Annotated in this window: 7 protein-coding genes; 1 reads left to right on the top strand and 6 read right to left on the bottom strand. The window is 35.3% G+C overall.

Annotated features, from left to right (window positions below; all coding sequences use genetic code 11):
• Nucleotides 1-286: 286 nt before the first annotated feature.
• From ACP7AQ_RS00610 to ACP7AQ_RS00585, 6 genes are all read right to left on the bottom strand, one after another.
• Complete coding sequence (locus tag ACP7AQ_RS00610) at nt 287-1,945, bottom strand: alpha-amylase family glycosyl hydrolase (protein ID WP_426093989.1); 1,659 nt, start codon at nt 1,943-1,945, stop codon at nt 287-289.
• Nucleotides 1,946-2,034: 89 nt separating this feature from the next.
• On the bottom strand, nt 2,035-3,840 hold the full coding sequence (locus ACP7AQ_RS00605; protein WP_426093987.1) for a glycoside hydrolase family 13 protein: 1,806 nt from the start codon (nt 3,838-3,840) through the stop codon (nt 2,035-2,037).
• 267 nt (nt 3,841-4,107) lie between these two features.
• Nucleotides 4,108-6,411: a glycoside hydrolase family 65 protein gene (locus ACP7AQ_RS00600; RefSeq protein ID WP_426093985.1), complete on the bottom strand. Its 2,304-nt coding sequence runs from the start codon at nt 6,409-6,411 to the stop codon at nt 4,108-4,110.
• 98 nt (nt 6,412-6,509) lie between these two features.
• The gene (gene pgmB / locus ACP7AQ_RS00595) at nt 6,510-7,166 is read right to left on the bottom strand and encodes a beta-phosphoglucomutase (RefSeq protein WP_426093983.1); all 657 of its coding nucleotides are present in this window, start codon (nt 7,164-7,166) and stop codon (nt 6,510-6,512) included.
• Entirely contained in the window at nt 7,159-8,688 is a 1,530-nt protein-coding gene (locus ACP7AQ_RS00590) for an MFS transporter (protein ID WP_426093981.1), read from the bottom strand. The genes pgmB and ACP7AQ_RS00590 overlap by 8 nt, the downstream gene beginning before the upstream one ends.
• 302 nt (nt 8,689-8,990) lie before the next feature.
• Nucleotides 8,991-10,013 carry a LacI family DNA-binding transcriptional regulator gene (locus tag ACP7AQ_RS00585; RefSeq protein WP_426093979.1) on the bottom strand — a complete coding sequence of 341 codons (1,023 nt, stop codon included), beginning with the start codon at nt 10,011-10,013 and terminating at the stop codon, nt 8,991-8,993.
• A 235-nt stretch (nt 10,014-10,248) separates the two neighbouring features.
• Here ACP7AQ_RS00585 and ACP7AQ_RS00580 point away from each other — a divergent pair, with 235 nt between their 5' ends.
• A complete protein-coding gene (locus ACP7AQ_RS00580) occupies nt 10,249-13,188 on the top strand; it encodes a SusC/RagA family TonB-linked outer membrane protein (protein ID WP_426093977.1) in 2,940 nt (979 codons plus the stop codon).
• Nucleotides 13,189-13,205 lie beyond the last annotated feature (17 nt).

Genomic DNA, 13,205 nt, shown 5'->3' with positions numbered 1-13,205 from the left:
TTATTTTTTGGTAAAGATAAACATAAAAAAACGCCTTCATTTCTAAAGGCGTTTGGTTGAAATTATTTTGAAATTAACCTATTGGATATAATTCAATTTAATTGATTTTTTTAACCACATAGGAACATAGATCATAAATTTTGAAAGCCGTTGCAGTTTTTTAAAGAAAACCATAGCTATGTGAACCCAAGAATTGGGCCGTCCTACTCTTTTTCTATGTTTCTATGTGGTTAGTTTTTTTTTAATATTAATTGAAGTTTTATTAATTAAATTCGACGAGTTAAAATTATTTTTTCAATTCCAATAAAACGATGTCGAATTCAGAATCAATACTTACTTTTCCATTCGAAACAATTGCTTCTTTTCCGGAATAGGCATCTCTGACTTTAGTTCCATCTTTAAAAACAGAACCTACCGCAAGTTCTTTGGTACCAATCGCTAAATCCAATCCAACCACCACCGCATCTGAATAATTCTCTTTAGAGAATGTTCTGGAAAAAGTATAGGGTTGAGCCGAAATTTGCTTATGAATCCCTGCTCCAACGGCTGGATGATTTCTTCTGAACTGCCCTAATTTTTGCCAATGCAACAGCGTTTTTTGGGTTGCAGGATTTGATTTTATGGCTTCCCAATTCATGAACGAACGCAAGGTAGCATCGCCTTGTGTTCCGTCGATTATTAAGGAACGAGCGCTTTCATCCCCATAATACACTTGAGAAAGTCCGGGGCTCAGTAATAATTTGGTTCCGCTTTCTATAGTTTTGGTGCGATTTCCATCAAAAGGTCCGCCATCATCATGAGATGACAAATAATTCAAAACGCTATATCCTTTCAAGTCATTATTCAGCTTGTTTGAATATTTGGAGAATATAAATTCATAGTCTTTTTGCGCATCCCATTTAAATTCAAAATTGATCATGTTGTTGAAACCATTTTTGAAATAGTTTATCTTTTTGTCTCCAAAATCAAAATCTTGTCCTCCACTAATGCCATAATTGTACACTTCGGCAATCGTGTAAAAAGGGTTGTTGTCTAAAACCTTTGTTGGATTGTTTTTCTTCCAAGTTTTAAAAGCATAATCACATTGGATTTTAAAATCGGCCCAAACGGTTTCGTCTGTATGTTTTACGGTGTCGCCTCTGTACCCGTCAATTCCGTAATCTGCAATATAATCCGTTAACCATTTGATGATGTAATATTTTGGTGCTCTTGGATATCCCGTACGAGCGAAAAACGCGTTCAATTCTTTAATTTCCTGTTCGTAACGCCCTTCTTTTTTCCATTTTTCGATTAAAAAAGGAGGCAGCGCTACAGCTTGATTGCTTTCTGTTTTTATATCCGGAAGATTAGAAACCAATGTGCATGCGGTTGTGTTTTCAAACGATTTGTAATCACAATTGGGTCCTGTTCTCACCCAATCATTTGGCCAAACGGTATCTTCGGAGGTTACGGGACCGGTATGATTGATCACGCCATCAAGAATGATTCGGATTCCGTGCGCGTGTGCTTTTTGAACTAATGCAGCCAAATCTTCTTTTGTTCCAAAGTTGGGATCTAAGTTCGTCCAGTCTTTGGCCCAATATCCATGAAAGGCATAACTCAAACCCGTTCCTTCATCAACGGCATCGTGTATTTGCTCCACTATTGGTGTAAACCAAATAGCATTTATTCCTAATTTATCAAAATAACCTTCGTCAATTTTTTGAGAAATCCCTTTGATGTCGCCACCTTCAAAACCACGAAGTTTTCCTGTTGTTTTGGTTCTGTTGAAGTTTATGTCATTTGAAGCGTCACCATTATTAAAACGGTCGGTCATTAGAAAATAAACATTCGCACCTTCCCAAACGAAAGGTGTTTTGTTACTATCGGCAACCGTTTGTGTACTGGAGCAACTACTTATGATTGTCATGGTGAATAATAAAAGTGGGATTAAATATTTTTTCATTTTTTTAGCATTGAATGATTGATTTTTCTTGAAACCGATGAGAATTACAAGTTCATGTAAGTGAGTATAAATTACCTAATTGGTTCAAATTACTTTAGTTCTAAAATCAAAACCGATTTAGGTTCTATTGTAATTTTGTTTGTAACGTCAAAGGTAAGTTCAGAAATAACATCTTTTCCGGTTTTAAAATCTTTGATGTTTTCTCTAAAACGATTTGTGTTTACTGTTTTGGTTTCAGTACTATTGTTCATCAAAACCATAATTGTTTCATTTGTATTGTATCTGAAATAAACGTAAATGTTATTCTCCGGAATGTAATGTGTCATTTTCCCAAAATGTACCGCCGCTTTCGTTTTCCTCCAGTTAAATAATTTAGAAGTAAAATTAAAATAGTCATTCTGTCCCGAAGTTCTTCCTCCTTTGACGAAAGCATTGTTTTTATCGCCTTCCCAACCGCCGGGAAAATCTTTACGAATGTCCGCATCTCCTTTGTTTTTATCGCCAGCCATTCCTATCTCGCTTCCGTAATATAACTGTGGAATTCCACGCACGGTAGCCATAAGAGTCATTGCCATTTTGTATTTTCTAATGTCGTTTTCGTAGGTTTGATTGAAACGATTGGTGTCGTGATTTTCTACAAAAATCAACATATTATTGATATTTGGATACAGAAAATCATTTGTGAAATTGTCATACAATTTCACCATTCCTTTATCCCAAGTCCCTTCGTCTTCGTTAAAAACTTTGCTGGTTGCCTCATACAAGGTGAAATCCATTACACTTGGCAAATACGAGTTGTAATTTTGTATTTCAGCAATTTTACTGTCTTTTTGCCAATATGCCATTTGCGCTTGGCTTTGCATCCAAACTTCCCCTACAATATTAAAATTTGGGTATTCATCCGTAATGGATTTTGTCCATTTTGCGATTCCTTTTGGATCTGAATAATTGTAGGTGTCAACTCTGAAACCATCCAAATCAGCGTATTCAATCCACCAAATTGCATTTTGAATCAGGTACTTTAAAGTCAAAGGATTCTTCAAATTTAAATCGGGCATCGTTGGAACAAACCAACCGTCAATCGTTATTTTTTTGTCAATTTCAGATGCATTAATGTCATGGATAACGGTTCTTTTATGATTGGTTTGTGTAAAAGTATCAAATTGATTAATCCATTCTTTTGTAGGTAAATCTTTCATCATCCAATGTTCAATTCCCCAGTGATTCGTGACGTAATCCATCACCAGTTTCAGGTCTCTTTTGTGCATTTCAGAAGCCAACCGAACATAATCGTCATTTGTTCCATAACGCGGATCTATTTTATATACATCAGATTGACCGTACGTATGATATGAATAAGCAGCATCATTATCCTCATTAAGTGGCGTGGTCCATATCGTTGTAGCTCCCAACGATGCTATGTAATCCAAGTTTTTTATAATTCCTTCAATATCGCCACCGTGTCTTCCGCCCGGTAATTCTCTATTGTATTTTTCTTGGGTAGCATTTTCACTATCGTTGTTTCTGTTTCCATTGGCAAAACGATCCGGCATCAATAAATACATCATATCCGAAGAGTCAAAGCTTTTGCGTTGCGCGGAATTTGCTCTTCTTTGCTGCAAAGAATATTTTTGTGTAAACGTTTTTTTGTTGTTGTTTTTAAAAGTAAACACGAAATCAGAGGCCGAAACTTTTTTAGTATCAATGGTAATAAAAATGTAGTTGGGATTTTCCGTTCTTTCAACATTGGTTATTTTTATGCCGTTAGAAACCGTAACTTGGTATTGAGAAATGTCTTTACCGTAAAAAAGAATCTGCAGTTCTGGATTTTGCATTCCTGCATACCAAAAAGGCGGTTCAACTTTGTCGATTTGAGCGTGTAACGTTGCAGACATAAAAAAAAGGAATAAGGTTATTTTTTTTAGAAAACTCCTATTTTGGACAGGTAAAGAAATAATTTTATTCATAGTGAAATACATTAATTACATTAAATTTTAATGAGAATTATAAAAAAATCAGTGTTGTTTCATCGAATTATTTACGGGATAATTCCAATAAGAATTAGTGTCATATAAACAATCCCAATGTGCATTGGGATTGTATTTTACTTATGAAAATCTGGATCAAGTGACAGCATTAACGATACGTTTTAACAATCGTTTCTAAACGGTAGCTAGACTTTCTGGCGTTACCAAAACGGATTTTCCGTTTACTACGATTGCCAATTTGGTATCGCCAATAATTGAGAATGTAGTTTCCTTATGATTGATTGCTACTTTCAAAATTTGGTTTCTAAAATTAATTTTAAACGAATAGCCCTCCCATTCTTTTGGGATTTTTGGAGAAAAATGAAGTGTGTCGTCCTTAATTCTCATTCCACCAAAACCTTCTACAATACTCATCCAAGTTCCGGCCATAGATGTAATATGACAGCCTTCTTCCACTTCTTTGTTGTAATCATCAAGATCCAAACGCGAAGTTCTTAAATAGAATGTGTATGCCATATCCATTTTGTCTAACAGTGCCGCCTGAATTGAGTGTACACAAGGCGAAAGTGAACTTTCATGAACCGTAAAAGATTCGTAAAATTCAAAATTGTTTTTTAATTCTTCTTTCGAAAAATGATCTTCAAAGAAATAGAAGCATTGCAAAACATCGGCTTGTTTGATATACGGCGAACGCAAAATTCTATCCCAAGACCATTTTTGATTGATGGGTCTTTGGCTTTTATCCAAATCAGCTACGCAAACCAATTCTTTGTCCAAGAAACCGTCTTGTTGCAAGTACACATTATGTTCTTCCGAAAAAGGGAAGTACATATTATCCGAAACTTTTTTCCAAGACTGTAATTCGGAATCCGTGATTTTTACTTTTTCGGTAATTCTTTTGTGATCCGAAGGATATTCCAGTGACACTTTTTGAATTTGTTCGTACGTATATTCCAGACACCACTTGGCAATATAATTGGTGTAGAAATTATTGTTTACGTTGTTCTCGTATTCATTTGGACCGGTAACTCCAAGAATTACATATTGGTTCAAATTAGTTGAATAATTCGCTCTTTGATGCCAGAAACGTGCAATTGCAATTAATACTTCCAGTCCTTTTTCAGGAATGTAGCTGTAGTCGCCAGTGTATCTGTAAAAGTTATAAATGGCAAATGCGATGGCTCCGTTTCTATGAATTTCTTCAAAAGTAATTTCCCATTCGTTATGGCATTCCTCGCCGTTCATCGTTACCATTGGATATAAAGCAGCGCCATTAGTAAATCCTAATTTAGCGGCATTTTCAATGGCTTTGTCCAATTGATTGTAGCGGTACGTCAATAAGTTTCTGGCTACTTCCTGATCTTTGGTTGCCATGTAAAAAGGAATGCAATAGGCTTCGGTATCCCAATACGTAGATCCACCGTATTTTTCTCCGGTGAATCCTTTAGGGCCAATATTCAAACGGGAATCTTTTCCTAAATAGGTTTGGTTCAACTGAAAAATATTGAAACGAATTCCTTGTTGCGCTTTCACGTCACCGTCAATCGTAATATCTGACATTTCCCAAATTTTTGCCCAAGCATCAATTTGGTCCTGCAGCATTTTGTCATATCCTAATGCTAAAGCGGATTGAATTACTTTCTCAGCAGCGTTAACGGTATTTTCATGGTTTAAGGAAACTGTGTAACCACCAATTTTTTGGATCGATGATTTTTGGCCTTGCCCCACAATTAGATCATAACTGAATTGAATTTTATCAGCAGTTGCATCAATATTAGAAGGAGAAATAGCCGTTTTTTCACCATTATTCAAAATGCTGTTGTGCATGAATGTGGTTACTTTAAAATGTGTTTTAAATGTTTGTGCCGTTACAAATGCTTCATTTCCTGACTTTTTTACATCAAGTGGTTCCCAGAATTTTTCTTCCCAGTTAGCATCTTCATTTGTTACGCCAGCATCGATATATGGTTTGTAAACTATTTTTGAATCTTTGTTCAAAGGTGTGATTTCGTAATTAATCACGCCCACTTCATCTAAGTTTAAAGAAAGGAAGCGACGTACACTTACGGAAATTTCCGTTCCGTTTTTCAACGTAGCTTCAAAAGAGCGGTTGTACCAACCTTCTTTCATATTCAATTCACGGCGAAAATTATTGACTGCTGAACAATTGTTCAAATCCAGTTTTTCTCCGTTAACCTCAATGTCAATACCAATCCAATTTGGAGCATTTAAAACCTTGGCGAAATATTCCGGATATCCGTTTTTCCACCAACCCACTTTAGTCTTGTCAGGATAATAGATGCCAGCAATATAACTTCCCTGAAAGGTTTCTCCCGTATAGGTTTCTTCAAAATTAGCGCGCTGTCCCATAGCACCATTTCCAATGCTGAACAGACTTTCAGATGATTTCACACACTCGGCATCAAATCCTTCTTCGATGATAGACCAATTGTCTGGTTTTATATAATCTTGATTCATTCTTTTCTAATTTAAAAAATTCAATGATTAAAAAATTCAAAGATTGTAGTGGGTTGCATACAATCTGTTCCTTTTTTGCTTTTTTGAATCTTGTTTTTTTATTCTTTAATTAATTCTTCTATAAAGTGGGTATCGATAGCTGTAAAATCTTTAAAGATGTGTTTTGCTTCGTGCAAAGTGCGTGCATCACCTATTCCTATACTGGTCATATTGCCAATATTTGCCGCTTGAACTCCCGCCACTGAATCTTCAAATACTATTGAGTTTTCGGGAGTAGCATTCAGTAATTTAGCAGCCATCAGGAATACTTCCGGATCTGGTTTAGCATTAGTCACATCATTTCCATCTACAACCGCGTCAAAATACGAGAGTAGTCCTGTTTTTTCCAGAATGGGCCTAGCATTTTTACTGGCAGAACCTAATGCGATGTGTTGGTTGTTTTCCTTTAAAAATTTTAAAATTGGAAATACTCCCGGAAGAATTTCGCTTTCATCCATATCGACTAAATAGGATAAATAGTCTTCATTTTTTTGAACTAACCATCGGTCTTTATCTTCTTGTGAAGCTTCCACTTTTCCTAATTCTAATATAATATCCAAAGAGCGCACGCGGCTTACTCCTTTTAATAATTCATTATGTTCGTGTGTAAATTCGATATTTAATTCATTTGCGATTTTTTGCCACGCTAAATAATGGTATTTAGCCGTGTCAACAATCACTCCGTCCAGGTCGAATATAAATGCTTTTTTAGTCATTGATTGTAATTTTCGATTCATCATTAATTGTAAGTGCAATTATTCCGGCAAGAATCATTGAAAAGCCGCCTATTAGCAGCGCATAAATTGGTTCACTGTTAAAAAATTGAGAGACCAAAAACCCTAAAATCGAGGCGGCAACTAATTGTGGGATAACAATGAAAAAGTTAAAAACCCCCATATAATATCCCATTTTATTTGATGGCAACGCTCCGGAAAGCATCGCATAAGGAATAGATAAAATACTAGCCCAAGCAATTCCGATTCCAATCATTGGCAACCATTCCATATTAAAAGTGCTGGGATCTTTTATAAAATAAATAGAAATAAGTCCTAATCCTCCTAATGTTAATGCCAAGAAGTGAGTAAATTTTCTGCTGGTTATTTTTGCTAATAAGGGAAGCAAGAAAGCGGCTAGTGCGGCAATCAGATTGTAATTTGCAAACATTTCTCCAACCTGATTTGCACCCGTATTGTAGGCTGCTGAAGTAGTGTCTGTTGTGCCGTAAATATGTTGTGTAACGGCCAAAGTGGTATAAATCCACATTGAAAAAAGGGCGAACCAAGAGAAGAATTGAACCCAGGCCAATTGTTTCATGATTTTTGGCATGAACTGAAAATCATTCATAATGGTTACAAATCCATTTTCGGTATTATTTGCTTTTTGCATTAATCCCGAAATAATCATAGCTAGACCACGTAATGCGATTAAACCAAGTGCCAATACATATAAGTCTTTCTTTAATTCAAAATGGAAAATGGCAAAAGCAAATAGTATTCCGATAGCAAAGAAAATCAGTCCTTTGTTTAAGTGTGATTTGCCATTGTTTTGATACCATTCCGTAGAATAGTTTTCTTTTTCAAAGGTGTCTTTTTTATGGTTTTCAAATGCTGCCAGTTCTTCAGGAGAATATTCTTTGGATGTAATTACCGTCCATAGGACTGCAATTAGGAAAGCAACTCCACCAATATAAAAGGAGTATTTTACAGAATCAGGAATGATTCCCAGCGGAGCGGTATTTTCAACACCGAAATGTGTCAAAATTAACGGTAATTTCGAAGCAAAATAAGCGCCAATTCCTATAAAAAAACTTTGCATCGCAAATCCCATGGTGCGTTGCTTTTCTGGAAGGTTATCGCCTACAAAGGCACGAAACGGCTCCATGGAAACATTGATCGAGGCATCCATAATCCATAACATTCCTGCCGCAAACCATAAAACGGGTGAATTGGGCATGATGAATAAGGCTGCGGAAGCAAAAATAGCACCCGCTAAAAAATAAGGTTTTCTTCTACCTAATTTTGTCCAGGTTCTATCGCTGAAATAACCAATTATGGGTTGAATGATTAAACCTGTCATTGGCGCGGCAACCCACAAAATGGGAATGTCGTCAATGTCTGCGCCTAAAGTTTGAAATATACGGCTAACATTAGAATTTTGCAGCGCAAAACCCATTTGAATCCCCAGAAATCCAAAACTCATGTTCCAGATTTGCCAGAAACTTAATCTACGCTTTTCCATTATCGTAATTTAAAAAATTAAACGATAAGCGCTATGCTTATCAAAACTCATCTTATTTTCGAAGTAAAAGTTAAGGTTTGATGTCGTAAATATAAAAATATATTTTAAACTAACGTTTTTCGCAAACAAATAATAAGAAACATTTTTCACTACAAGGTTGTAGTGCTGAATCTAATACGGGATGGACTACTTAGATCAATTAGATTTTTAGTGTTCTTAGATTTTTTAGTCTACAAAATTGATAATTAGACTTGAAATAAATATTTTTAAAAGTCCGCAATCTCTTTATGAAATTTAAAAATTTAATTTGTAGACTCTCTTTCTATCAAATGCGTTTCAATAACTTCGGTTTTGTAGTTTTCATCTTCTTCATCTTCTTCAGATTCGAGTCGTTCAATTAGCATTTTTGCCGCTTTATTTCCCATTTTTATTCCGTTTTGACTTACTGTAGTAATTGTAGGTGTTGAATATTTTGAAATAATACCATCGGTAAAGGCAATAACAGCTAAATCTCTAGGGACATTGAGACCTACTTTGTTGGCGGTTTTAATTATTGTTACTGCGAACAATTCATTTACCGCAAAAACGGCGTCAATAGCTTTGTCTTCTAATAATTTTCCAATGGTAATTTCGCACGTATCAACATCTTCTATTTTGATTATTAGATTTTCATTGAAAGGAATATCATTATCCATTAGAGCTTTAATATAGCCGTCAGTACGGAGTTTGCCGACGCTCACGTAATCAACCGTAGTCACTAGTGCGATTTTTTTCCGTCCTTTATCAATTAAACTTTGAACCGCTTCATACGCTGCGGATTGATCGTCAATAATTACTTTGTCGCAAAGAATATCATTGGTAACACGATCAAACATCACTACAGGCATTCCTTGATTGATGACTTCAGTGATGTGGTGAAAATCGCCTCTGAATTGGGTTTCTTTGGAAAGAGACATAATGAAACCATCAATACTACCGTTAGCCAGCATTTCCATGTTAAGAACTTCTTTGTCAAAAGAATCGTCCGATAAGCAGATGATTACGCTGTATCCATTTTCATTGGCCACATGTTCTATTCCATTAATTACTGTAGAGAAGAAATGATGGACAATTTCAGGGATAATAATTCCTATGGTTTTTGTTTTGCGATTTTTTAGGCTCAACGCAATATTGTTCGGTTTGTAATTGTAGAATTTGGCAAACGCCTGTACTTTAAGTCTGGTTTCTTCACCAATCTCGAGGCTGTTTCTTAATGACTTGGAAACTGTGGAAATAGATACATCTAATTCTTTTGCAATTTGTTTAAGTGTGATTTTCCTTTTCATGGTAAGATGTGGTGAAAATTTTATTTCGTAATAAAGATAAAATTTAATTTTACAAATGGTAATTAAAGGAATAAAAATTTAAATAAATCAGAAAGTTTTCAACACTATTACGTTTTCGTAACTCAATTAAAAAGGGCTGTTGTCGGAGGTGACAAAATTTACATAAATTTAACATTCGAAGTAATGGTTAAGGTTGAGAATTCAATAAAAACTTAAATTAATTTAAACAAAAAGTATGAAAACAATTTATAAAAAGTTGTTAATGTTATTACTGCTACTCCCTTTTAGTATTCTGGCTCAGAATACTGTTGGTGGGACTGTTCTTGATAAAACATCAGGACAGCCTATTCCGGGTGTAAATGTAAATGTACAAGGTTCCGCTAATGGTGTTTCTACTGATTTTGATGGGAAATATCAGTTGTCCAATGTAAAAAGAGGCGACAAAATAGTTTTCTCATACATCGGTTACACGAATACTGTTGTGGATTATGTTGCTCAAAATTCATTAAATGTATCTTTACAAGAAGATGCAAATCAATTGCAAGAAGTGATAATTCAAGTAGGTTACGGTACTGTTAAGAAGAAAGATGCAACAGGAGCTGTAACGGTATTGACTACAAAAGATTTTAACAAAGGACCTGTAACGTCCGCGGATCAAATGATTCAAGGAAAAGTAGCAGGATTGCAGATCATCAATGGAGGCGGATCCCCAGGTGAAGGGGCAACTATTAGAATTAGAAGTGGATCTTCATTATCTGCTAACAACGATCCATTGTATGTAATTGACGGTGTGCCAGTCGCGGCTGGTGGAGTAGAAGGAAGTAGGAATCCATTGTCTACAATCAATCAAAATAACATTGAATCTATTTCAGTATTGAAAGACGCTTCGGCAACTGCAATTTATGGTTCTCGTGCTTCAAACGGGGTAATTATTATTACTACCAAAAAAGGAAAAGCGGGCGATTTACAAGTAAATTACAACGGAAATTTTCAGGTATCTGAAATCACGAACAAAGTGGATGCTTTATCGAGTATGCAATTCAGAGATTTTATAGCTGCAAATGGTAACGCGGCACAACAAGCTTTACTTGGTGCTGCAGATACCGATTGGCAAGATGAGATATACAGAACCGCTGTTGGTACAGATCATAACATTGCATTAAGCGGAGGTTCTGATAATGTAGTGTACAGAGCTTCTGTAGGATATACTAACTTGAATGGTATCTTGAAAAAAGATAATATGGAAAGAACGACGCTTGGTATTGGTGTTACAGGCAACTTTCTAGACAATCATTTAAAAATCGAATTGAATAACAATACCTCTCTTATTAATAGTGTTTACAGTAATCGTGATGCAATTGGTGCGGCTATTCGTTTTGACCCAACACAAGCAGTAAGAAATCCTGATGGCACCTTTTTTCAATGGTATACGTCTCCTACTGAAATCAACCAATTAGCGGGAACAAACCCATTGGCTATGATTGATCAAATCAATAGAACGGGTAATGCATACAGAAGTATTGGAAATATTCAAACTGAATATAAAATGCATTTTTTACCGGAATTGAAAGCTGTCGCTAATTTTGGGTACGATCAATTGAGGGGTACTTACAATGAGGTTACCGCGGCCGATTATCGTAATGGTTTGAAAGGCTCGGGATTTAATAATACTTTTGAAAAATCGCAATCGCGTTTTAATAAATTGATGGATTTGTTTTTAAATTATAACAAAAAAGTAGAATCTATCAATACTGTTTTTGATGTTACCGGAGGGTATTCTTATCAAGATTTTAGAGAGTCACTCTATGCTAAAAATTATAATTTCGAAAGTAAAAATATTACTGTCGATCCTAATTTTCCTTCACGTATCAACTTGCAATCGTTTTTTGCCAGAACAAACATCAGTATTGCGGATAAATATTTAGTGACATTGTCCTACAGACGAGATGGTACTTCGAGATTTACACCTGAATTCCGTTGGGCAAATTTCCCTGCTGTTGCTTTGGCTTGGAAATTAAATGAAGAAAACTTCTTAAAAGATATTGCTAGTATTTCTACCCTAAAACTTCGTGGCGGTTGGGGTATAACCGGACAACAAGATATTGGGGTAAGTTATCCCGCGATACCATTTTATTTAGCGTCTAATACAGCTGCTCAATACCAATTTGGAAATCAATTTTACACGACTTACAGACCAGAGCCCTACAATAGTAATTTGAAGTGGGAACAAACCACAACACTTAATGCAGGTTTAGATTTTGGATTTGTGAATAATAGGATTACTGGTAGTGTTGATTTGTACAAGAGAACTACAGAAGATTTATTGTTAAAAACACAAAATCCTTCGTTCTTCGGATTTTCTAATTTTGACAATTATAACATTGGGACTATAGAAAATAAAGGAATCGAAATTGCTGCGGAAGTAATTCCTGTTCGTTCAGAGGATTTTGAATGGAGAATCGGAGGAAATGTAACGTTCCAAAATTCTGAAATTACGAAGTTAACCACTGCCTTACCTAACACTCCAGGCCTTAATGTAGGAGGTTATGAAGGAGCAACGGGAAATTTTATTCAAAACCATCAAGTAGGGTATGCGCCAAGTTCCTTTTATGTATATGAACAAGCTTATGATGCAAACGGTAAACCATTAGACGATATTTATATCGACAGAAACAAAGATGGGATTATAACTGAACAAGATAAATACCGTTTTCACAAACCCGCAGCCGATGTTTTTTATGGCTTTAATACTAGCGTAACCTACAAGAATTTTGATTTGGGAATGAACTGGAGAGGATCTTGGGGTAATTACAATTACAACAATGTAGATTCTAGTAAAGGTTCCTTTAATAATATTTTAATTAGAGATACAGATTTGGCGAATGGTGTTGCCAATGTTTTAGAGACCAATTTTAAATCGACGGATACCAAAAGATTTGAATCCGATTATTACATTCAAGATGCTTCGTTTATTAGATTAGACAACGTAAGTGTTGGCTATACTTTTAATCAAAAAGCAAATGCTACTTCGTTAGTTAAACTAACATTAGCAGCTCAAAATGTTTTAATAATTACTAAATATGAAGGGTTAGATCCAGAAACATCTAGTGGTATAGATGGAAATTTATATCCAAGACCTATTACCTTTACGTTAGGTTTAAACGTTAATTTCTAATACAAATAACAAGAAAA

Origin of the sequence: Flavobacterium sp. DSR2-3-3 (assembly GCF_049896585.1) — a bacterium.
In the GTDB taxonomy this organism is placed as follows: Bacteria; Bacteroidota; Bacteroidia; order Flavobacteriales; family Flavobacteriaceae; genus Flavobacterium.
The sequence above is the reverse complement of the archived record's forward strand: the minus strand, read 5'-3'. Positions and strand labels throughout refer to the sequence as shown.